Raw genomic sequence first — 21,298 nt, 5'->3', positions numbered from 1 at the left:
GCGAGGACTGGGATTTGTGGCAGCGCGTCGCACGTCAAGGCAAACCTTGGGTGATGGTCGACGAGCCGCTCGCTTTTTATCGGGCAAGCCCCAACTCGCTCACCCGCAATTCGAGGCAGATGCTGGCGGACGCGGAAATCGTTATCGCCCGCGGCTTTTCCGCCGACCCCAGGGTCAAGCATCCAGCGTCGGCGCATGCCAATGGGGCGACCTCGGCGGACGGCCGCACCGCTTCCCAAGCATTGGCGTGGTTCGCGCTGTGGATCGCGGCAGCTGATTGCGGCCGCGGCGGCGGCTCGATCGACCGGCAGATCCTGCTTGCGCTCCCGGCCAGATATGAATGGGCGCGTGAGATCGCCAAGGTGATTTTCGACGGCCTGATGGTGGGAAGCCTATCGGTGCCGGAGCAATTGGCTTCCAGGTGGGAGAGGTTCGGCGGCCCCTTGAGCGGGCTGATCATCGACCTCGGCCAAGTCTGGGGCGATTCCGTGGCGGGTCGCCGCGTACAATATCATCTTGAGCAAATGCTTCTCGACTTCGACGATCTTGCCGCGCCGCGCCCGCTGGCGCTAACGCTCGGCATTCGCGTCGATGCTCGAAATCCGACCTCGACCGAGTTGCCGGAAGGGATCGATCAAATCTACGCCTACCTGATGATCGACGGCAAGATCGCGGCTCTGGTGCAGTTCGGTGCGCTCGGGAGAGTGACGAGGCGTCATTGGATCGAACTGATTCTGGATTTCGTGACTCCTCAGGAGGTCATACGCGGCCTGTCGGGCTACCAGCGCATCGCGTTTCGCCTCTGGAAGGGCGCCGCGCGGCTGGCGGGCCGATCGCCTGCACCGGATCAGCGACAGAACGCTGGAGCCGACAAGCAGGATAAGTTTGCAGCAGAGGCATTGCTGTCGGCGGCGGGACGCCGGTCTGATCCGGGCAGCCACTACGACAGACTGGCGCGGTTGGCAGCGGAAGCCGAAGGGCTGGTGCGTTCGAGTGCCGAGGTGATAGAACCTCTTGCGCCGCCGCGCCGTGTCCGGGCCGAGGTTGGACCCGACAATGATCGCGCGTCGTTCTGGGATCGTCATTTCGCGACTGAGGATCCCTGGAACTACGGTTCGGCCTATGAGCAGGAAAAATACGAGCGGCAGCTCGAAATTCTGCCGGCCGGTCCCATAGGACGGGCGCTCGAACTGGCCTGCGCGGAAGGCCATTTCACGCGGCAACTGGCGCCGCTGGTGGGTCATTTGACCGCAACCGACATTTCCGCCGTAGCCGTCGAACGCGCGCGCGCGCGCTGCTCGGATCAACTGAATGTCGAGTTCGCCGTGCTGGATTTCGCCGCGGATATCCTGCCGGGTGGAATGGACCTGATCATTTGCTCGGAGGTGCTTTATTTCCTGGACGATCCCGCCGAATTGCGGCAACTCGCCTCAAAACTCGTCGCGGCGTTGGCGCCTGGCGGCAGTCTTGTCAGCGCACACGCATTCGTGCTTCGGGACAATTTGGAACGGACGGGCTTCGATTGGGATAACAAATTCGGCGCGCAGGTGATCTCGCGGACGCTGGCAGCGACGGAAGGCCTCGTCCTCGAGCGATCGATCCAGACCGATCTCTACCGCATCGACCGCTTCCGCCGCGTGTCACCTGAGGATGTGGCAACGGAACCGACGATCGACCATGTCCCAATCCGCGCGCCGATCGAAATGGAGGTCGCGCGAAATATCGTCTGGGGCGGGGCGCGGGCGCTGCGCCGCGAGGTCGCGCGCAGCGAGCGGCGGCAACGCATCCCTGTTCTCATGTATCACAGCATCTGCGATGACGGTCCGGCCGCGCTCGCCCGTTATCGGTTGACGTCCGCCGCGTTCGCCGAACAGATGGCATGGCTGCGCGCAAATGGCTTTCACACGATCATTTCCGATCAGCTGGAATGGTTCGTCGCCAACCGTCATCCTTTCGTTGGCCGCCCGGTGCTCATCACCTTCGATGATGGTTTTCAGAACTTTGCCGACCAAACCTGGCCGATCTTGCGAGCCAACGACTTGACCGCGGAGGTGTTCCTGGTGACGGACCTGGTGGGGGAAAGCGCGCAGTGGGATGCCGACTTTGGTCCACCGGCGCCGCTCATGGACGCCGGGACGGTGCGTCGCCTCGCCACCGAAGGTGTATTCTTCGGAAGCCATCTGGCGACGCATCGCGCGATCGATGGTCTTTCGAGCTCCGACCTGGCCGGTGAGCTGTTGCGCTCTCGGATGTTCATCGAACGGTGGACCGGCCGGCCCACGATGGCGTTCGCGGCACCTTTCTCGGTCACCGACCGACGGCTTGGCCGCCTGGCCAAGGAGTGCGGCTATCGGATCGGCTTTGGCGGCGGACATGGGCCGGCGGACCTCGATTGCGATCCGATCGACCTTCCCCGCATCGAGATTCGCGGCGATCGTTCGCTCGACGACTTTGTTGCCATTATAGAGGCCGTCCTTGAATGAACGGCGAACCGGTCAGCGTCATCATCCCCGCGTACAACGCGCAAGATACGATCGACGAGACGCTCCGCAGCGTTCGCTCGCAGTCCTACAAGGCGCTTGAGATTATTGTCGTCGACGATGGCTCGCGCGACCAGACTGTTGCCATCGCCCGGCGTCACATGGAGATCGACCCGCGCGTGCGGCTGATCGAGCAGGCAAACGCCGGGGTAGCCGCTGCCCGCAACAGGGGATGGCAAGCGGCGCGATCTGATATGATCGCATTTGTCGATGCCGACGATCTCTGGGCGCCGACCAAGATCGAGCGGCAGATGGCTGTGTTCGATCGGACGGACGAGAAAGTAGGGCTCGTCTACTGCTGGTATCTGGTGGTCGATGCCCAGGGTGCGGTAACCGATGACCGGCATAGGCCTAACTGGCGGGGCGATGTGCTTGAACGCCTCTTCCACGGCAATTTCGTTGGTAACGGCAGCGCCGCCTTGGTACGCCGACAGGCACTGATAGACGCCGGCGGTTTCGAGAGCGGGCTGCGCGAGGCGGATGCGCAGGGTTGTGAAGATATCCTCTTCTATTGTCGCGTCGCCGAAGGGTACCAGTTCGAAGTCGTCGAAGAGCCGCTGGTCGGGTATCGCTATTTGCCGGGAAATATGTCGAGCGACATGACTCGCATGCTGCGATCCTGGATGCTCGTGGTGGACGAGATGCTCGGCCGCCACCCGGATGCGGCACCGACGCTGCGTGAGGGCCTGCATTTCTATTCGGCCTGGCTCCTGGAGCGAACGTTGCGCCAGAGGCAACCGCGCTATGTGCTCCCGATCCTGTCACTGTTGCTGCGCCACCATCCGGTGATCGCCATGCGGATAATCGCCTTCGATTTGCCGTGGATCGGTACGCATCTGGCCAAGCGTGCCGCGACGCGGCTGGCGCGCGGTCGGGGGCCGATCCGCCCGCAGGTGACCACACGCTTCCCGATCGGGGACCTGAAATGAGCGACGCCAAGGACGCCATACGCCGCGGTGCGGTCCGTGCTTCGTTACGCGATCTTTCACACCTGCTTCGCATCGTTGGAAAGCCGCGCTGGGCGACCCCCGTGCTGCTGGCGCTTGGTTTTCTGTCGTCCTTGGCCGAGACGCTCGGTATCACCCTGATCCTGCTGTTCCTCTATCTGGTGTCCAACCGGATCACGGAGGCAGGAGGTGGCCTTCAAGGTCGAGCACTGGGCCTGGCAGTCGCCTGGTTCGGTAGTCCTACCCGGCTGGCGTTCGCGATCCTGCTGCTCATCCTCGCGCGTGGGGCGCTGGCGCTGGTATATTCGTTGATCAGCTCGAGCATTGGCGAACGGATCAGCGAACGGTCGCGAAATCTCGTCCACCAACAATATCTCAGGGTCGCTTTCGGAACCATCCAGCAGCACGAGCAATCGCAACTCATGGAGGTGCTCGGGACGGAATCGTGGTTGGTCGCGCAGGCTTATGGCGCGGTCACCCGGCTCATCATAAATAGCTGCTCGATCGTCGTGTTCGCTGTCTTCCTGCTCACGATCTCCTGGAAGATCCTGCTGATCGCAGCCCTCGGCTCAATCGCGATCTCCGCGATCCTGCGCATCTTTTCGCGGCCCGCGCGTGACCTGGGCCATCAGGTGAAGAAGATCCACCAATTGCTCGGCGAACACATGCTCATGACGCTCCAGGCATTGCGCACCATCCGCGCCTACGGACAGGAGGAGCTTCATCAGCGCCGCTTCGTGCAATCGTCGGCGGCCGCGCGCAACGCTTCGTTGTCCATGATCCGCCTGTCGTCATGGATCGGGCCAACCACCGAGATCGGCTACCTCGGAATGTTGGGCTCCATCGTTCTGATCTCAGGGTGGTGGCACATCAGCTTCGAGGTGACGCTGGCCGCGGTCGCGCTCCTGTATCGATTGCAACCGCATACCCAGGAGTTTGAAAGCAACCTGCTGTTTCTGGCGCAGATGCAGCCGCAACTGCGCTCTGTGCTGGAGATGATCCAGTCCGAAGACAAGGAATATCCATCGCAGGGAACAATCGCGCTCAGGAATTTGGACGCGAGTATCGTCTTCGAGCGCGTAACCTTTGGATATGATCCAAACGCGCCGGTGCTCACGGACCTGTCGCTCGAGATTCCAGCCGGAGTAACCACGGCACTGATCGGCGCAAGCGGCGCCGGCAAGACCACGATCGTCAATCTCCTCCTGCGGCTGTACGAACCGACCTCCGGAGAGATCAAGATCGACGGTACCCGGCTCCAGGATATCAGGCGGGACGATTGGCTTTCCAAGATCGCGGTGACCGGGCAGGACGTCGACCTGGTCGAGGGCACGGTGACGGAGAACATTCGAATGGCCAAAGCCGATGCGACCGAAGAAGAGATTCTTGCCGCCGCCGGCAGTGCGGGTGTCGCGGCATTCGTCGAGGACCTTCCCGACGGTTACGACACCTGGATCGGACAGGAAGGACTGCGATTTTCCGGTGGCCAGCGGCAGCGCATCGGCCTCGCGCGAGCTGTATTGCGCGATCCGGACTTCCTGATGCTGGATGAGGCGATGAACGCACTCGATACCGCGCTCGAGGACCAGGTGCGGCGTGCGATTGATAGAAAGCTTGGCAACAGGACCATTTTGCTGATCACGCACCGCATCGAAACGGCGCGTGACGCCGCAAACGTCATTTGGATAGAGGACGGCAGAGTGAACAGCCAAGGGCCCGCTTCTCTCGTCGTTCCTCAATATCAACGTCGCCAGCACGAAATCGTATGTGCCTCCGAGGCCGAGGGTAAGTGATCCCTACTTGAGGACGCCGCTTTTTAGATGGTGGCGTAGGGCCAGCCGGCCGTCTGGCGTAGCTATCGGCTGCGATACCAAGCCAATGCCGTCTCGACGATCCTGTCGATTCCAGATTGTTTGGGCACCCAGCCGAGTTCCCGGTGCGCCTTGCCGGCCGCGGCCACGAGCGCTGGCGGGTCACCAGCCCTGCGCGGACCGTAGACCACCGGAACACGCGATCCCGAAGCCCGGTTCACCGCATCGACCAATTCCTTCACCGTCGTTCCGGTTCCGGTTCCGAGATTGTAGACGTCGACACCCTTGTCGCGGAGAAGCTTCTCCCCTGCCAGGACGTGGGCACGCGCGAGATCGGTGACATGGACATAGTCCCGCACCGCGGTTCCATCGCGGGTGTCGAAGTCGGTGCCGTTGACGGTAAAGATCCGGCCCGGCCTGACCGCCGCCTCGATAGCGAGCGGTATGACGTGTGTTTCCGGTTCATGCCGTTCACCGATCTCGCCGTCGGGATCGCATCCGGCCGCGTTGAAATACCGGAGCACGACCGCGTTCAGACCATGGGCGGACGACAGACTGTCCACCATCCGTTCTATGATGAATTTCGACCATCCATAGGGATTGATGGGCGACTGCGGATGCATTTCGTCGATCGGCGAGCGAACCGGTACGCCATAAGACGCGCAAGTGCTGGAAAAGATCAGCTTGTCGACGCCGGCCTTCAGCATTTCCTCGAACAGAACCAGCGAGCCGAAACTGTTGTTTCGGTAATAGAGTTCCGGGCGCTCGACAGACTCGCCCACATAGGCGTAGGCGGCGAAATGCGCCACCACATCGGGCTTGTATTGTCGCAGCGCCGCCGACACGGCCGCGGCGTCGCAAATATCGCCCTCGACGAGCGGCCCCCATTTGACCGCGTCGCGCCAGCCGCGCGAGAGATTGTCATATGCAATGACGGACCAACCGGCTTCGGCGAAAGCCTTGCAACAATGTGATCCGATATAGCCGGCCCCGCCGGTGACCAGGACTGTCTTCATTCGGCGGCCGCGGGCCGCAAATGCCCAGACGAAGCCAAGCCTTCGAAATAGGCGATGGTCTCGGCAAGACCATCGCGCAATGCGGTTTTCGGCCTCCAGTTCAACTCGTGCAAGGCTGTCCCGATATCGGGTTGTCGCTGTTTTGGATCGTCGATCGGCAGCGGCATAAATTCGATAGTCGACCGGCTTCCAGTGAGCTCGATCACAAGATTGGCGAGTTCGAGCATCGTAAATTCGACCGGATTGCCAAGGTTGATCGGACCGGTAACATCGTCAGCCGTCTGCATCATGCGAACCAGACCTACGATGAGATCGTCGACATAACAAAATGAACGTGTCTGCTGGCCCGTGCCGTACACTGTTATCGGCTCGTTCTGCAGTGCTTGCACGATGAAGTTGGAAATGACGCGGCCGTCGTCCGGACGCATCCTAGGGCCGTATGTGTTGAAGATGCGCGCGACTTTGATCCGCAGCCTATGCTGTCGCCAATAGTCGAAAAACAGAGTTTCGGCACATCTTTTGCCTTCGTCGTAGCAGGAACGGGGTCCTATCGGGTTTACCCGGCCCCAATAGTCCTCGGTCTGCGGGTGAATTTCGGGGTCGCCGTAGACTTCCGACGTGGACGCCTGAAGAATTTTTGCGCGAACGCGCTTGGCCAGGCCCAGCATGTTGATTGCCCCGTGGACGCTGGTCTTGGTCGTCTGGACCGGATCGAACTGGTAGTGAACCGGGCTCGCAGGGCAGGCGAGATTGTATATCTCATCAACTTCTACGTAGAGTGGAAACGTGACATCGTGGCGGATGATCTCGAAGGACCTGTTGTCGAGCAAATGCGAGACGTTTCTTCGGCTTCCGGTGAAGAAATTGTCGACACATATAACCTCGTGACCTTCGCCAAGCAGTCGCTCGCACAAGAACGATCCCAGGAAACCCGCGCCTCCAGTGACCAGGATTCGTTTTGCCACCTGCATTTTGGGATCTCCAGGCCGATTTAGGATAATTCAGGAACTAGCCTGACAGTTGGGCGACTTTCCAGCCTACCGCTTTCAATTTACATTACCGACAAGACATGTTCCTAAGTGCGCGCCCAGCGGTGTCTCGGCGTTGCTCGGACCACGCGAAGCGTATGGGTTGGCCAGCCGCCTGCTAACCAGTTGATTTTCCGACGGCTTCCCGCCCTGCGGGTCCACCATCAGCCTTGACTTAAGACGCCCGCGCGGGCCGATGCGGATGCGCTGGGTGCCCCCGGTCGTGGCCGCCAAAACGCCTTTTCAGCTTTCCTTGTTTGAGGTCGCCCGCGCCGGGAGTATTAGTCGCCACGGAATTCGTGAGGAGGAAGAGATGACGCCGAATTTCGACCCGAAGGCGAAGGCCACGACGCTCTATCATGGCGAATTCCGGCCGATGTTCATCGGCGGCATGTGGGTCGCGGCGCAGTCCGGCGAGGAGATGCAGGCGCTGAACCCGGCGACCGGCGAAGTGCTGGCGACGGTGCCGCGTGGCGGAGCTGCCGATGTCGACGCGGCGGTGGCGGCGGCGCGCGCGGCGTTCGAAGGTCCCTGGTCCAAGTTCTCGCCCTACGAGCGGCAATGCGTGCTGCTCAGGATCGCCGACCTGTTCGAGATACATTGGGAGGAGCTCAGCGTCTCCGACACGCTCGACATGGGGCTGCCGATCACGCGCACGCTGGCCAACCGGCGCCGCGTCATCGGCATGCTGCGCTTCTATGGCGGCATGGCGACCGCGCTGCATGGCGAGGCGATCGACAATTCCATTCCCGGCGAGATCGTCACCTTCACAAGGCGCGAGCCGGTCGGCGTCGTCGGCGCGATCATTCCCTGGAATGCGCCGACCGCCGCCTCGATCTGGAAGATCGCGCCGGCGCTCGCCACGGGCTGCACTGTCGTGCTGAAGCCTTCGGAGGATGCATCGCTGACGCCGCTGCTGATCGCCCGGCTGATGCAGGAAGCGGGCGTACCCGACGGCGTCGTCAACATCGTCACCGGAACCGGCGCCGAAGCGGGTGCGCGGCTCGCCGAACACCCCGACGTCAACAAGATCGTCTTCACCGGCTCGACGCTGACAGGCCAAGCGATCGCACGGGCGGGGGTGACCAATCTCAAGCGCGTTTCGCTGGAGTTGGGCGGCAAGTCACCGATCATCGTCTGCCGCGACGCCGATATCGACAAGGCGGTTCCGATCGCGGCGATGGCGGTGTTCGTGCATTCGGGCCAGATCTGCATTGCCGGCTCGCGCCTGTTCGTGGCGCGCGAAATCCATGACGAATTCGTGCGCCGGCTGGCCGAGTTCGCCGGCAGGCTGCGCGTCGGCCACGGCATCGAGGCGGAAACCGAAATCGGACCTCTCATCAATGCCAGGCAAGCCGGCAAGGTGGAAGGCTACATCAAGGCCGGCAGCGACGAAGGCGCCGAACTGGTCGCCGGCGGCTCGCGGCTGACAGGCGAACTCTACGATGGCGGCAACTTCATCGCGCCGACCGTGTTCGGCGCGGTGTCGGACACCATGACCATCGCGCGCGAAGAGATTTTTGGGCCGGTCATTTCGGCGATGCCGTTCGATACGCTCGACGAGGCCGTCACCCGCGCCAACGCAACGCCCTACGGTCTGGCCGCCGGCATCTTCACCAGCCATCTCGGCACCGCGCACAAGCTGGCGCGCCGCATCAAGGCCGGCTCGGTCTGGGTCAACATGTACCATGCCATCGACCCGGCCGTGCCGTTCGGTGGCATGAAGATGTCCGGCCATGGCCGCGAAGGCGGCATCGAGCACCTGCATGAATATCTGGAGACGAAGTCGGTCTGGATCCAGACCGACTAGGTGTCCCGACATTCAGGTGAGGCCGGGCCGCATTGCGTCCGGCCGCAAATCGGCTGGCAACGCCCTGGTCCAGGAACTTCTCGTCATCTGAGGATTTGAATATAAGATGGAATTCAAGCAGAAGGGTGTTTGCGATGACGACCAAACGGTTAGCGATCTGCGTTCTTGCCGTCGCAATGGGCTTCGGCATGTCCTCGGCATTCGCGGGGGCCAAGCACCGTCACTACCAACAAGGCGAACAGGAACGCTATGTTCCGGCCGACGACGATCTCATCGATTTCCTGTTCGGCGGCCCGCGCTATTATGACCAGCAGTTGTTCACGACGGCCGCGGGGGCCTGCTCCTACCACCGGACGGGTCCGGACGGGTTTGCGATAAACAAGATCAACGATCACCACTGCGGGAAATAATCGGCTGCCGGCCATCAGGCCAGCACGTTGCGAAGGTGACACGGTGCCGGCGCCGCTTCTCTTGCGGGTACAGCGCCTAGGAGGCTCGCATCAGCTTGCCGTAGCGCTTGATCAGCCGGTCGCGCTTGAGGCGCGTCAGCCTGTGCGTCCAGAAGAGCCCGTCGAGCTGATCGATCTCATGCTGGTGGCAAACCGCCAGCAGGCCCTCGGCATCCTCGAACCGCTCATTGCCATCCAGATCCTGATAGCGGACACGTATGCGGGCGTGCCGCTCGATGTCCTCGGTGACGCCGGGCATCGAAACGCTGCCTTCCGCGTGACGGATCATCTCGGTGGAGGCCTGGATGACAGATGGATTTACATAGACTCCCGGCTCTGCGGCGGAAGGAAGCTGGATCACGACCAGGCGTTTCAAGATGCCGATATGCGGGCCGGTGATGCCGATCCCGGGTGCCGCATGCATGGTGTCGATGAGGTCGCCGGCCAAACCGTGCAGGTCCCTGTCGAACAGCTCTACAGGCTCCGCGACGGCACGGAGGAGGGGATTGGGGAACTTTATGATCGGTCGAACCGCCACGGACCTCGTCCTATCTGCCATTTATCTTCGCGCGGTGAGACCGTAGGCGACCGGCGAACACAGGCATAGCCTGGCACGGCGCCATCACGGTTCCGCCAGGCCGGCACGGATTTCAGCATCGTGCTCGCCGCGCGCCGGGCTCTTGGCCGATGTCTTTTGTTCCCGTCCGGAAAAGCGCGGCGCGGCAGCCGCCTGAAGCGCGCCGTCCACCGTCTGCCACGTGCCACGCGCGGCCATGTGCGGATGCCGGGCGGCTTCATGGGGGCCAAGCACCGGTCCGACGCAGGCGTCGGACCCTTCGAACAGTTTGACCCATTCGTCGCGGGGTTTCGTGGCAAAGATCGCTGCAAGCCGGTCGCCGAGCGCCGGCCACAGATCGCGATCGAACTGGTTTGCGAATTGCGGATCGGCGGTGAGGCCAAGCCTGTCGAGGAAGAGCGCGTAGAATTTCGGCTCGATGCACTGGACGCTGATGAAGCCGTTATCCGATGTCCGGTAGACGCGGCACCAATGCGGTCCGTCGAGCAGGCTTTGACCGCGCTCGGCTGCGAGCGCGCCGGACTGGCCGAGCGACATCAGCAGGTTCATCATGTGGGCCGAGCCGTCGACGATCGCGGCATCGACGATGGTGCCTTTGCCGCCGGCGCGGACATTCATGATGCCGGCCAGCATGCCGATCACCAGATAGAGCGCGCCGCCGCCTATGTCGCCGACCAGCGTCGGCGGCGCCATGGGCGGTTCTCCCGGCAAGGAGGCGTACCAGAGCGCGCCCGACAGGCCGATATAGTTCATGTCATGCCCTGCGGTGGAGGCCAACGGTCCGTCCTGGCCCCAGCCGGTCATGCGGCCGTAGACCAGGCGCGGGTTGACGGCGAAGCAGGCCTCCGGGCCGAGACCGAGACTTTCCATCACGCCGGGCCGGAACCCCTCGATCAGCCCGTCGGCGGTGGCGATGAGGCGCATCAGCACGGCGACGTCGTCATCATTCTTCAGGTCGAGCGCGATGGAGCGCTTGCCGCGATCGAGCAGCGAGTGCTCAGGCTGACCAGGTACAGCTGGGTGCTTGCGGTGGACGACGATGACATCGGCGCCATGATCGGCGAGCAACATGCCGGCGAAGGGCGCCGGCCCCAGCGCCTCGATCTCGACGATGCGGATTCCCCTGAGCATCCCATCCTCCACGGCGTTGGTGCTTTGTATTGCGAACTTTTGGCACCGAGAGGGCGACGGTGTGTAACCCCGCTCTTTTGCCATTGAAGCACGTGCCGCTCGCATATACTTCACGGCGATGAAGAAAATCGGTTTCCTGTCATTCGGGCACTGGACGCCCTCGTCGCAATCGCAGGTGCGTTCGGCTTCGGACGCGCTGTTGCAATCCATCGATCTCGCGGTCGCGGCCGAGCAGCTCGGCGCGGACGGCGCCTATTTCCGCGTGCATCACTTCGCCCGCCAGCTCGCCTCGCCATTCCCGCTGCTGGCGGCCGTCGGCGCCAGGACCAGCCGCATCGAGATCGGTACGGCGGTCATCGATATGCGCTACGAAAATCCGCTCTACATGGCCGAGGATGCCGGTGCGGCCGACATCATCGCCGGCGGACGCCTGCAGCTCGGCATCAGCCGCGGCTCGCCCGAGCAGGTCATCGATGGCTGGCGTTACTTCGGCTACGTGCCGCAGGAAGGCAAAAGCGACGCCGACATGGCGCGCCATCACGCCGAGGTTTTTCTCGACACGCTGCGTGGCGAAGGCTTCGCCCAGCCCAATCCAAGGCCGATGTTTCCCAATCCGCCCGGCCTGCTCAGGCTCGAGCCGCATTCGGAGGGCTTGCGCGAGCGCATCTGGTGGGGCGCTGCCACCAACGCAACCTCGGAATGGGCGGCGAAGCTCGGCATGAATTTGCAGAGCTCGACGTTGAAATTCGACGAGAGCGGCAAGCCGTTCCATGTCCAGCAGGCCGAGCAGATCCGCATTTATCGCGAGGCCTGGAAGGCGGCCGGGCATGAACGCGAACCGCGCGTTTCGGTGAGCCGCAGCATCTTCGCGCTGGTCGACGATCGCGACCGCGCCTATTTCGGCCGCGGCAATGAGAGCCGCGACCAGATCGGCTTCATCGAGGAAAATACGCGGGCGATCTTCGGCCGCAGCTACGCCGCCGAGCCGGACGTGCTGATCAACGAGCTGGCGCAGGACGAGGCGATCGCCGAGGCCGATACGCTGCTGCTCACGGTTCCCAACCAGCTCGGCGTCGACTACAACGCCCATGTCATCGAGGCGATCCTCACCCATGTCGCGCCGGCGCTCGGCTGGCGCTGACCCATGCGGCGAGCGGTCGCCGGTCTAATGGATCGAGGGAGGTTGCCGCATGTCGAAGAAAGCCCTGATTGCCTGGGGCGGCTGGGAAGGCCACACACCGGAGCGCAGCGCCAACGTCGTGCGCGACATGCTCGAGCGTAACGGGTTCGCGGTCACGCTCGGCCACGGCACGGCGATGTTCGCCGATCCGGACCTTGCTTCGTTCGATCTCATTGTGCCTGTCATCACCATGTCGACGATTGAAAAGGCCGAACTGAAGAACCTGACGCAGGCTGTTCGCCAAGGGAGCGGGCTCGGCGGTTTTCACGGCACGATGGGCGACAGTTTTCGCAATGAGCCGGACTACCAGTTCATGACCGGCGGCCAATGGGTCGCGCATCCCGGCGACATCATCGACTATCGTGTCGTCATCGCCCGGCCGGACGACCCGATCACCAGCGGCGTCAGCGGTTTCGCCTACCGGTCGGAGCAATATTACATGCATGTCGACCCGGGCAACGAGGTGCTGGCGACGACCACCTTCACCGATGCGCATTTCCCCGGGATTGGCGGTGTCGTCATGCCGGTCGTCTGGAAGCGCCGCTATGGCGCCGGCAAGGTCTTTTACAGTTCGCTTGGCCACACGGCGGACGAGTTCGCGGTGCCGGAAATGGCGCTGATTGCCGAGCGCGGTTTGCTGTGGGCCGCGCGCGACTAGCCTACCAGTCGGCAACCCGATCGCCGCCGGTGAACTGCGCGCTTTTGCCGGTGTATTCGAACAGTTCGATCTTCACGCCGTTGGGGTCGCGCAGCCAGGCCTGGTAGGTGTCGTCGCAGGCGAGTTTCCTGGCGGTGACGTCGACGCCCATGGACGCGATGTGCGTGATCGCGGCATCGATGTTCTCGACCTCCAGGCAGAAATGGTTGATCTGGTCCGTCTCGCTGAAACGCGCCCCATCCTTCTGGAAAACCTCGACATGGCTGCGGCCGCCACAATTGAGGTAGAACCCGAAAACCGCTCCGTCGCGCAGGAAGTTGAACTGGATTTTCATGCCCAGGACATCGCGATAGAAGCGCCGCGTCTCTTCGAGGTCATCGGCGAAGATGCAGACATGGGCGAGTTGCTTGACTTTGATCATGGCTGGGTCCCGTGGTCTGGCCGGTTGCGCAGGCGGCCCGTACAGCGCATCATCACTCGATTCCGCCGGTAACCGCATACGCGCCGGCGGTGCGCCCATCCTGCAACCGGACGACAGCCGTCACGATTGAGCCGTAGGAGCCGCGCCAGACGCTGTGGAACCGCTGGTGCTCGGGGGTCGGGACGAGCGTATGCCCGGTGAAGCCTGCACCGCTGCGTTGCATCGCGACGGGCTCTCCGTTGACATGGACGTTGATGCCGGCGTCCCCGGTTTGGAGTTCATCGACAGGCAGGTCAATCGTGACGGTGATCTCATCCTGATCGACCGAATGGATCGTCTCGGCCGCAAGCTTGATGATGAGCGCAGGCGCATTGCCAACGCCGGTTTGGGCGGGACGATGCGAAAACACATCGTCAGCCAGCTCGGGCGTGCGCGGCGGGCGGGTGCGGCGCTGCGTGGTGCGTTCGAAATCGCCGGCCATGCGCAGCAGTCTTTCATCGTCATAGGCCTTGCCGGCGAAGGTCAGGCCGACCGGCATGCCGATGTCGGCCATGGTGCCCATCGGCACGGTGACGGTCGGAATGCCGAAATGGCGCCAGACCAGATTGCCGTTGGCGACCCAGGTGCCGTTGCGCCAGGCAAGATCGGCGGACGCCTCGTTGACGTCGGCGTCCGCCGGTCCGACATCGGCGGCGGCCGGCAGCACCACGGCGTCGAGGCGGTTGGCGTCGAGCCAGTCCTCGAAATCGATGCGCCTTGTCGTCTCCAGCCCCTTGATGCCGTCCTCCAGCGTGGGAATGTCGGCCAACGGCGTGACGCCCGATTTCGCGCGCTCGACATACCGCGCCAAGTCGAAGCCGCCGTCATAACGGTCTGGCAGCGTGCCGGGCGGCTGCGGGAAAATCCTGGGGCCGTCGACCGCGGCGAGATCGGGTAAAGCGGGGTCGGCATTGGCGCGCAGGAAATCGTCCCAGCCCCAGATGCTGAGGTCCCAGAGTTCGCGCTCGGCGAAATCCCGCGGCACCAGTCCGCGCTCGACCATGGTTCGCGCGCCGGGGCGGTCGCGCTCGTAGTTGGAGACGACGGGAAAATCGACCTCGACCACCTCGGCGCCGAGCCGCCGCAGATCCGAAGCCGCCTGTTCCCATAGGGCGAGCACCGAGGCGCGGGTTTCGATCGGCCGGTCGGCCTCGCTGTCGCGGCCGATATACATCCTGGGCACGCCGAGCCGCTTGCCCTTGAGTGACCCTTCCAGCGCCAGATCCGCATAGCGGGGCGGGCGCGTCTCGGAAATCCTGGGCAGCGCGACCCAGGGCTGCGCGCGCCAGAAATCGCCTCGCGTTTCCGTATCGTCGGCGACGATGACGTCGAGCAATTCCAGCATGTCGGGTACGCTGCGCGTGTGCGGCACCACCACGTCCATGGTCGGCACCAAGGGCCAGTTGCCGCGCACCGAGATCACGCCACGCGAGGGCGTGTAGGCGACGAGCGCATTGTTGGTGGCGGGAGCGCGGCCGGACGACCAGGTTTCCTCGCCGAGCCCGAAGGCGCAGAAGCTGGCCGCCGTTGCCGTGCCCGAGCCATTGGAGGAGCCCGACGCGAAGGCGGCGGTCAGATAATCGGCATTGTACGGGCTTTCGGCGCGGCCATAGACGCCGCGCTGCATGCCGCCATTGGCCATGGGCGGCATGTTGGTGAGGCCGATCAGCACCGCGCCGCCGGCACGCAGCCGGGCGATGGTGAAGGCGTCCTCGTTGGCGACGAGATGCTCGAAGGCCGGCGAGCCGGCGGCGACCGTCAGGCCCTTGACCTTGTAGCTGTCCTTGGCGGTGTAGGGGATGCCGTCGAGCGGGCCGAGCAGGGCGCCGGCGTGCCGCCGCTGGTCGGAAGCGGCGGCATCCTCGAACATGGTTGGGTTGAGCACCGGCACGGCGTTCAGCGCGATGCCGTGCCGGTCGAAATGCGCGATGCGCCTGAGATAGGCCGCGACCAGTTCAACGCTGGTGACGAGGCCGTCATCGAGCGCGCGCCGCAGCTGGTCGATCGTTGCTTCGACGAGGTGAAGGCTGGCGTCGGTCATCATTGTTCCCAGGCTGTTGTTTGTTCGCCATGTGTCTGTACGCCATGGATGAGCGAGGCCGCCGGCTTCGGCAAGCGCCAATCGCAATTCGTTGCGGGCCAGGGCTCAGGCGCGTGCCTCGGCATCGCTTCGGCGCCTGACATGGTCGATGAACGCGCGCAGCTTGGGCAAGACCTGGCGCTTCCCCGGGTAGTACAGGAAAAGCCCAGGCAAGATCACGGCAAAGGACCTCAGCACCTCCTGCAACCGGCCGTCGGCGACCGGCAGGCTGGCGAGCGGCTGGGGCACCTGGGCAAGGCCGGCCCCTTGCATCGCCGCGCCCAGAAGCGTCGGATAATCATGCGCGATCAGCGGCCCGGAGACGATGGCCTCGACCGACTTGTTGCCGTCGACAAAGGGCCAGGGCGCGATCGATCCGTTTGACCGGCGCATGCGCAGGCAGGCATGGCTGCGCAGATCCTCGATGCGTTGCGGCACGTTCCGCTGGCGCAGATAATCAGGGCTGCCGACGACCACGAATGGCAGCGGCGGCGTCAAGCGCACCGCGATCATGTCGGCGGCGACAAATTCGCCGGGCCGGATGCCGGCGTCGAAGCCCTCGGCGGCAAGATCGACGAGTTCTCCACTGGCGACGATCTCCAGCTCGATTTCCGGATAGGCCTGGCAGAAGGATGCGATGAGCGGCTCCAGCAGGATCGGCACCACCGACGGCGGTACCGAGAGGCGCAGCAGTCCGGTCGGCCGCTGGCCGAGGTCGCGCGCCACCTCGCTCGCGGCGACCAGTTCCTCGAATGCAGGTCCGGCACGTGACAGAAAGCGCTCCCCGGCTTCGGTCAGGCCGACGCTGCGCGTCGTGCGGGTGAAGAGCGCGGCGCCGATGCGCGCCTCGAGCGTGCGGATCGCCTGGCTCATCGCCGACGGCGTTACCTTGAGCTCGGCCGCCGCCTTGCGGAAATTACGATGCCGGGCGACGCTCAGGAAGGCCTCGACGCCGTCGAGCGCTCCCTGCCTGACTGTGAAGTTCTGCTTCATGGCGCATCGACATTATCGCGGATAGTCGCGGTTCGAAAGCGCCTCTATCTCTGCGGTAACGACGGAAATCCAGAGGAAACCGCAATGACGGATAATCTCGACGTAGTGCGCGCTCACTACCGCGCCAGCGGCCTGACCGAGCGTCTCAAGACGGCGCTGGCCGCTTTGGGACCAGAGGACCAACGGCTCATGCCGGAGCAGCTGGCGGGGCTCGACCAGTTCCACACCCGTGGGCTCGCGGCGACCGCCGAGCTTGCCGGGTTGGCCGGAATTGGCCCGGAAACGATCGTCCTCGATGTCGGATCGGGGCTCGGTGGGCCGGCCCGCTTCCTGGCGGCGACCCATGGCTGCCGGGTGACGGGCGTAGACCTCAGCGAGCCTTTCGTCGAGGCCGCGCACTATCTGACCGAACGAATGGGGCTGGGCGAACAGGTGACGTTCGAGGGCGCCAGCGCACTGGCGCTTCCCTTCGACGACAGCCATTTCGATGTCGTGTTGCTGCAGCACGTGGCGATGAACATCACCGAGCGCGGACGGCTCTATGACGAGATCAGGCGGGTGCTTAAGCCGGGCGGCAGGTTTGCCACCTACGACGTCGTGTTGAACGGCGGCGATCCGCATTATCCCGTTCCCTGGGCACGAAGTCCGGCGGAGAGTTTCTTGCTCACGGCGGCTGAAACGCTAGCGCGGATCGAGCAGGCAGGCTTTGAAACGCTGGTATGGCAAGACGACACCGAGGCAGCCAAGGCGTGGTTTTCGCAATTGCGGGCGTCCGGACCGCCCCCTTTGCTCAATCTCGGCCTCGTCATGGGGCCGGACTTCGCGGGAGTTGCCGCCAACCTCGGACGCAATCTGGGGGAAGGCCGGCTGGGCATCCTGACCGCCGTCTTCGAAGCCATTCCGGGCAAGGCTTGAAGGAGGCAGGAATGTCACCGGCCATGATCTTCGACATCCATCTCGCTCTGGGCTACGTGCCATGGTTGCTGTGCTTCGGCGCCTATGCCTGGCCCAGGCTCAAGTCGATGGACCGCCTTGAGGCGCAACGTGCCATCGCCACGCTGCACAGCTTCCGCTTCTTCGGGCTTGTCTTCATGCTTCCAGGTGTCGTCGCGCCCAATCTGCCGGCTGGTTTCGCCATCCTTGCGGCCTATGGTGACTTCGCCACCGGCCTGCTGGCCATGCTGGCGCTTCTGACGGCACGCAGACATCAGCTATTCTGGCCGCTCGTCGTCGCCTTCAATCTCGTGGGAACCGTCGACATCGTCGTCGACTATTATCACGGGGTCCAACTCGGCCTTCCCGATCTGGCAGGGGAACTGGGGGCCGCCTACGCGATCCCGATCCTCTATGTGCCGCTTCTGATGATCACGCACATCGCCGCCTTCTATCTGCTGATGCGTCGCCGGCCTGAGGCGGTTCAGGGCTCCCACCCCTGATGAGGAGGGACGGCACCGGCCTCGGTTGCCGCCTGCCTCCTTCATCTTCTCGATGATTTCGGCCATCAGCGGCGGCCCTCGGGAAAAATCGATTCTTTATGCAACCTCTGATGGGCGCGTGCGTTACACGGCTTCCGGGGGAAGTGAGGTTTGCGATTTGGAGCGTTTCGAGATCCTGTACGAGCCGACAGGCACGTTTTCCATTTTCGACAGATACACCGAATTGCCGGTTGCGGTGGAAGGCAGGGCTTTGATCGGGCTCTGTCGGCACGAAGTGCCGCTCGCCCTGCTCGCCGTCATGGAACCCGACGACAGCGGGGTGCCGTCGCTCTCGCTGTTGAGCGGCTGTCGATCATACGAATATCAACGAGACGACTTGCAAGCGTGAATGAATGCTCGCATAAGTTGCGACAAGGCATACAGCATGACAGAAAATGGTGCCGTTATCATAGCATGAAGGGGGAATCATGCCCGATCAGAATGCGCTTATCCGCGCAGCTATCGCACGGCTGCTCTCGGAGAAAACCGGGGTCGCCGTGATTTCGATGAAGGAGAGTATCGAGGAACTGCCGGCGACAGCCCGCAAGGCGCAGACCATTGAAACCCTGCAGGATCTGCTGCTGGAAATGGCAGAGGAGCGTGGAATGATGGTGGAGCTCGATCTTTAGCTCCGAACCCAATCGACATTCTGATCGGGTTCGGGCCCGGTGTGCGTGCCGTTTCGTGCGGCCGAAGGGATTCCTTCAAAACGCAATGTCGTCCGCGCTTCGGATCGGGCGGGAGGATTCAATCGCGGTCGTCTCGACGCTTCCCATGCGATCCATCTTGCGCAGCGCGCCGAAATCAAGGTTGGTCAATTCCTCGATAAGCTTGATCGGACGCTGGAATACGCGCGCCTCGTCCACACTGTAGGGATTGTATCGGGTCGCCTCGAAGATTGGCGAAATGGTCGACGATTGCTCAACGACAAAACCGGTCACCGACACTGTGCCATCCGGCCGTTTGAAAATGCAGATTTTCCAGAACGACCAAGGGATTTGCCACGGTCCGCCTTTCAAGCCTTCCCCATAGAAATTATCGTCCGGCCGCAGGATCGGGCCCGTCATCACGCTTGCTTTCTGTGCGTTCTTGTCCGCGCGGGCGAGTACGAAATCCTCCAGATTGCCCCAGGTTTCGGAGTTGTAGACATGTTCCTGGGGAGCCGCGTTCGTATAGTGGAACGTGTCGTCACCGGCCCGGTCCGCGACAGCCTGCGGTCCCCAGACCGGATCCAGACGACGCACAAGGTGTCCGCGATCGATCTGAATGCCTTTTCCCGGGACCGAGCCGTAAACCTCCGCCAATGTCTGCTGATTGGCCGGAAGCCGTTCGTCCCGGCGCCAGCTCGGTGATTTCGTCGATTTGAGGGTGTTGCCGTCGATGTTGACAGCCGTCCAGATCGCAAGCCTGCGTTCCACATTCATGGCCAGGCTGAAATGCGTGTAATCGAAGACTGTCTTGTCGTTGGTGTTGTTTTTCGCCAACGTCCCCTTGAAACCGCTGCCCGTTTTCGGCAGCGGGACAATGAGGTCCGGGCCAAGGAACTTGGGATCGTAGCCAAGCGAATCCGCGAAGGCCGGGTCGGTGAAGCGGGTTGTCTCAAAAGCCGTGGCTTCAGGCGCATTCGGGATCGTCTCCCACTTGCGGGGTGTGGTGGTTGCCTGGGCTGGGCGCGGCCGGTAGGCCGCATGAGGCTCGTAGGAAAGCATCGCCATGATCTTGGCGGCGTCGGCGCTGAACGGCGCGGCAGCCTGGAGATGCGCCCATATGGCGCTGATGCGGATACCTTCATTGGCGATCCAGTTCTTGGCACTCTCGCCATCGGCCTCGGTCCAGACCTTGCCGTTCTTGTTCAGCGGCTCGCCCTTCTGGTTCCGATCGACGATCGCCTGATGGTGAATTGCCACCAAATCCCACTGGTCATTGAAGACCGGTGCTCCCGATGAGCCCGGTTCGGTATCGGCCGTGTAATGGATGAAGGCAGGGTTGATCCGCGGAAACTTTTTCTCATCGAGCGCGATGATCCGATTTTCACGCACCACCACCTGCTTGGTGCCGCCGCCAGGATGCTGAATGATCGAGACATGCTCGCCCGTGATGCCCTTGCCACTCATCGGGATCAGCGGCAGCACGCCGAAATCCGTTATCGGCGTTCCATCATGGCCCATCGGTGAAATGGCGACGATGGTGAAGTCGAGGTCGACACTCGTATAGAACGCTTCCATCGGGGCGAAGGGAAAGATGCGCCCGCGTCGCTCGACGAAATTCGCGTCGAGTTCGTAGCCGAATTCGGCGAGGCTGCGGCTTGCGGTTTCCCCATCGGGAAGAACATGGTTGTTCGTCACCAAAAGCGCCGCCGTGGCAAGAAAGCCGGTGGCATAGTCTGGCGGTCCGCTTGCCATGCCGAGGGTTTTGACGCGGCAGACGGATTTCGCCGTTTGCAGGCCCCGCTCAAAGAAATTGACGCTGACGATATCGCGCTTGCCGATGAGCCGCTCGAATGCGTTCGGATCGTTGCGGTTGATCAGGTCGAGCCTTACCGCGATGCGCTCCGGCTTGTCGGTGCCAAGTACTTTCGATGGTCCGGCATCGAACGAAGCGCTTTTCCTTTTCTGATCGACGGACTTCTGGCGCTCCATGGCCTCTTTCGCCGCCAGGCTTTTCTCCTGCTCAAGTCTTTGCGCCCGCTCCGCATCGTCAATCCGCACCATGCATGCCCCCTCTGGTGTGGCTCCCCGCAATCCCGCTGGCGGATTTGCCGGTCAAGCCGTTCGGTTCCACTCCCTTGCCGGGCGGCCAACGAGATTTCCGCGTCGCAGTATTCCGCTGAACGTCATATTCCTGGGCGCGGCAGGAAACGACCGGCGCGTCCATGTTACCATAGGAAATAAATCCGCCCAATATTTGGACTCTTCTTGCCAGAAACGCCGGCGCCAGCAGTCCAGGCAATAACCTATCTCTGCAATACGCTTGGCACAAGCTTCGAGTTCGGAAGAGGCAAAGATTGAGTTTTGCGTTCTAATAAGCCGGCGAAATTATGTGGCGAGGAATGTTGCCAATTTCATCGAAAAGACGGCAATGTATAGACATCTTTCGCCCTTCTTTCGTTTGCGCGATTCCCGGATAAAAGCTTTTCTATACTG

General features: G+C 62.8%; 19 protein-coding genes. 11 read left to right on the top strand and 8 right to left on the bottom strand.

Going from position 1 to position 21,298, the window contains the following annotated elements:
• The 3 genes from O7B34_RS19410 to O7B34_RS19400 all read left to right on the top strand — a co-directional run.
• Window positions 1-2,483: SAM-dependent methyltransferase (locus O7B34_RS19410; protein WP_337147581.1), on the top strand; the 2,483-nt coding region annotated here is incomplete at its 5' end.
• The gene (locus tag O7B34_RS19405) at window positions 2,480-3,469 is read left to right on the top strand and encodes a glycosyltransferase family 2 protein (protein ID WP_337147580.1); all 990 of its coding nucleotides are present in this window, start codon (window positions 2,480-2,482) and stop codon (window positions 3,467-3,469) included. The genes O7B34_RS19410 and O7B34_RS19405, both read left to right, overlap by 4 nt.
• Window positions 3,466-5,280, top strand: coding sequence for an ABC transporter ATP-binding protein (locus O7B34_RS19400; RefSeq protein ID WP_337147579.1), 1,815 nt, complete (start codon window positions 3,466-3,468; stop codon window positions 5,278-5,280). The genes O7B34_RS19405 and O7B34_RS19400 overlap by 4 nt, the downstream gene beginning before the upstream one ends.
• A 62-nt stretch (window positions 5,281-5,342) precedes the next feature.
• Here the strand turns inward: O7B34_RS19400 and galE are convergent, their stop codons facing one another.
• Window positions 5,343-6,314: a UDP-glucose 4-epimerase GalE gene (gene galE / locus O7B34_RS19395; protein WP_337147578.1), complete on the bottom strand. Its 972-nt coding sequence runs from the start codon at window positions 6,312-6,314 to the stop codon at window positions 5,343-5,345.
• Entirely contained in the window at window positions 6,311-7,285 is a 975-nt protein-coding gene (locus tag O7B34_RS19390; protein ID WP_337147577.1) for a UDP-glucuronic acid decarboxylase family protein, read from the bottom strand. The genes galE and O7B34_RS19390 overlap by 4 nt, the downstream gene beginning before the upstream one ends.
• Window positions 7,286-7,655: 370 nt before the next feature.
• Between O7B34_RS19390 and O7B34_RS19385 the strand changes: the two genes are divergently transcribed.
• Together O7B34_RS19385 and O7B34_RS19380 are read left to right on the top strand one after the other, a co-directional pair.
• Window positions 7,656-9,152, top strand: a complete 1,497-nt coding sequence (locus tag O7B34_RS19385) for an aldehyde dehydrogenase family protein (RefSeq protein ID WP_337147576.1) — start codon at window positions 7,656-7,658, stop codon at window positions 9,150-9,152.
• Window positions 9,153-9,286: 134 nt separating this feature from the next.
• Window positions 9,287-9,562, top strand: coding sequence for a hypothetical protein (locus O7B34_RS19380; protein ID WP_140717463.1), 276 nt, complete (start codon window positions 9,287-9,289; stop codon window positions 9,560-9,562).
• Between the two features lie 76 nt (window positions 9,563-9,638).
• On the opposite strand, the gene O7B34_RS19375 is transcribed toward O7B34_RS19380, so the two are convergent.
• Window positions 9,639-10,160, bottom strand: coding sequence for a peptide deformylase (locus O7B34_RS19375; protein ID WP_337147574.1), 522 nt, complete (start codon window positions 10,158-10,160; stop codon window positions 9,639-9,641).
• 63 nt (window positions 10,161-10,223) lie between these two features.
• Window positions 10,224-11,309 carry a CaiB/BaiF CoA transferase family protein gene (locus tag O7B34_RS19370; protein WP_337147573.1) on the bottom strand — a complete coding sequence of 362 codons (1,086 nt, stop codon included), beginning with the start codon at window positions 11,307-11,309 and terminating at the stop codon, window positions 10,224-10,226.
• A 118-nt stretch (window positions 11,310-11,427) separates the two neighbouring features.
• Between O7B34_RS19370 and O7B34_RS19365 the strand changes: the two genes are divergently transcribed.
• The gene (locus O7B34_RS19365; protein WP_337147571.1) at window positions 11,428-12,450 is read left to right on the top strand and encodes an LLM class flavin-dependent oxidoreductase; all 1,023 of its coding nucleotides are present in this window, start codon (window positions 11,428-11,430) and stop codon (window positions 12,448-12,450) included.
• 49 nt (window positions 12,451-12,499) lie between these two features.
• Window positions 12,500-13,147 (top strand): ThuA domain-containing protein, encoded by a 648-nt coding sequence (locus tag O7B34_RS19360; RefSeq protein WP_337147569.1) that lies wholly within the window; start codon window positions 12,500-12,502, stop codon window positions 13,145-13,147.
• A gap of 1 nt (window position 13,148) precedes the next feature.
• Here the strand turns inward: O7B34_RS19360 and O7B34_RS19355 are convergent, their stop codons facing one another.
• The 3 genes from O7B34_RS19355 to O7B34_RS19345 form a co-directional block, all read right to left on the bottom strand.
• On the bottom strand, window positions 13,149-13,568 hold the full coding sequence (locus O7B34_RS19355) for a VOC family protein (protein WP_337147568.1): 420 nt from the start codon (window positions 13,566-13,568) through the stop codon (window positions 13,149-13,151).
• A gap of 52 nt (window positions 13,569-13,620) precedes the next feature.
• Entirely contained in the window at window positions 13,621-15,648 is a 2,028-nt protein-coding gene (locus O7B34_RS19350; protein WP_337147566.1) for an amidase, read from the bottom strand.
• A gap of 105 nt (window positions 15,649-15,753) precedes the next feature.
• Complete coding sequence (locus O7B34_RS19345; RefSeq protein WP_337147564.1) at window positions 15,754-16,680, bottom strand: LysR substrate-binding domain-containing protein; 927 nt, start codon at window positions 16,678-16,680, stop codon at window positions 15,754-15,756.
• An 84-nt stretch (window positions 16,681-16,764) separates the two neighbouring features.
• On the opposite strand from O7B34_RS19345, the gene O7B34_RS19340 reads away from it, so the two are divergent.
• The 4 genes from O7B34_RS19340 (at window position 16,765) to O7B34_RS19325 (ending at window position 18,784) form a co-directional block, all read left to right on the top strand.
• Window positions 16,765-17,595: a class I SAM-dependent methyltransferase gene (locus O7B34_RS19340; RefSeq protein WP_337147563.1), complete on the top strand. Its 831-nt coding sequence runs from the start codon at window positions 16,765-16,767 to the stop codon at window positions 17,593-17,595.
• 11 nt (window positions 17,596-17,606) lie between these two features.
• Window positions 17,607-18,116: a hypothetical protein gene (locus O7B34_RS19335; protein ID WP_337147562.1), complete on the top strand. Its 510-nt coding sequence runs from the start codon at window positions 17,607-17,609 to the stop codon at window positions 18,114-18,116.
• A 25-nt stretch (window positions 18,117-18,141) separates the two neighbouring features.
• Window positions 18,142-18,504 (top strand): hypothetical protein, encoded by a 363-nt coding sequence (locus O7B34_RS19330; RefSeq protein WP_337147561.1) that lies wholly within the window; start codon window positions 18,142-18,144, stop codon window positions 18,502-18,504.
• Between the two features lie 79 nt (window positions 18,505-18,583).
• Window positions 18,584-18,784, top strand: coding sequence for a hypothetical protein (locus tag O7B34_RS19325; protein ID WP_027145617.1), 201 nt, complete (start codon window positions 18,584-18,586; stop codon window positions 18,782-18,784).
• A gap of 75 nt (window positions 18,785-18,859) precedes the next feature.
• On the opposite strand, the gene O7B34_RS19320 is transcribed toward O7B34_RS19325, so the two are convergent.
• Window positions 18,860-20,866, bottom strand: coding sequence for a DNA/RNA non-specific endonuclease (locus tag O7B34_RS19320; RefSeq protein ID WP_337147560.1), 2,007 nt, complete (start codon window positions 20,864-20,866; stop codon window positions 18,860-18,862).
• Window positions 20,867-21,298 lie beyond the last annotated feature (432 nt).

It is taken from the genome of Mesorhizobium sp. Cs1299R1N3 (assembly GCF_037179625.1).
Taxonomy (GTDB): domain Bacteria; phylum Pseudomonadota; class Alphaproteobacteria; order Rhizobiales; family Rhizobiaceae; genus Mesorhizobium; species Mesorhizobium salmacidum.
This window is presented reverse-complemented; position numbering and strand designations above follow the sequence as displayed.

What these genes read in the sequence shown, in the direction of transcription:
- O7B34_RS19405 (WP_337147580.1), top strand. Translation starts at nt 2,480, where the DNA reads ATGAACGGCGAACCGGTCAGCGTCATCATCCCCGCGTACAACGCGCAA.
- O7B34_RS19400 (WP_337147579.1), top strand. Translation starts at nt 3,466, where the DNA reads ATGAGCGACGCCAAGGACGCCATACGCCGCGGTGCGGTCCGTGCTTCG.
- galE (WP_337147578.1), bottom strand. Translation starts at nt 6,314, where the DNA reads ATGAAGACAGTCCTGGTCACCGGCGGGGCCGGCTATATCGGATCACAT.
- O7B34_RS19390 (WP_337147577.1), bottom strand. Translation starts at nt 7,285, where the DNA reads ATGCAGGTGGCAAAACGAATCCTGGTCACTGGAGGCGCGGGTTTCCTG.
- O7B34_RS19385 (WP_337147576.1), top strand. Translation starts at nt 7,656, where the DNA reads ATGACGCCGAATTTCGACCCGAAGGCGAAGGCCACGACGCTCTATCAT.
- O7B34_RS19380 (WP_140717463.1), top strand. Translation starts at nt 9,287, where the DNA reads ATGACGACCAAACGGTTAGCGATCTGCGTTCTTGCCGTCGCAATGGGC.
- O7B34_RS19375 (WP_337147574.1), bottom strand. Translation starts at nt 10,160, where the DNA reads ATGGCAGATAGGACGAGGTCCGTGGCGGTTCGACCGATCATAAAGTTC.
- O7B34_RS19370 (WP_337147573.1), bottom strand. Translation starts at nt 11,309, where the DNA reads ATGCTCAGGGGAATCCGCATCGTCGAGATCGAGGCGCTGGGGCCGGCG.
- O7B34_RS19365 (WP_337147571.1), top strand. Translation starts at nt 11,428, where the DNA reads ATGAAGAAAATCGGTTTCCTGTCATTCGGGCACTGGACGCCCTCGTCG.
- O7B34_RS19360 (WP_337147569.1), top strand. Translation starts at nt 12,500, where the DNA reads ATGTCGAAGAAAGCCCTGATTGCCTGGGGCGGCTGGGAAGGCCACACA.
- O7B34_RS19355 (WP_337147568.1), bottom strand. Translation starts at nt 13,568, where the DNA reads ATGATCAAAGTCAAGCAACTCGCCCATGTCTGCATCTTCGCCGATGAC.
- O7B34_RS19350 (WP_337147566.1), bottom strand. Translation starts at nt 15,648, where the DNA reads ATGACCGACGCCAGCCTTCACCTCGTCGAAGCAACGATCGACCAGCTG.
- O7B34_RS19345 (WP_337147564.1), bottom strand. Translation starts at nt 16,680, where the DNA reads ATGAAGCAGAACTTCACAGTCAGGCAGGGAGCGCTCGACGGCGTCGAG.
- O7B34_RS19340 (WP_337147563.1), top strand. Translation starts at nt 16,765, where the DNA reads ATGACGGATAATCTCGACGTAGTGCGCGCTCACTACCGCGCCAGCGGC.
- O7B34_RS19335 (WP_337147562.1), top strand. Translation starts at nt 17,607, where the DNA reads ATGTCACCGGCCATGATCTTCGACATCCATCTCGCTCTGGGCTACGTG.
- O7B34_RS19325 (WP_027145617.1), top strand. Translation starts at nt 18,584, where the DNA reads ATGCCCGATCAGAATGCGCTTATCCGCGCAGCTATCGCACGGCTGCTC.
- O7B34_RS19320 (WP_337147560.1), bottom strand. Translation starts at nt 20,866, where the DNA reads ATGGTGCGGATTGACGATGCGGAGCGGGCGCAAAGACTTGAGCAGGAG.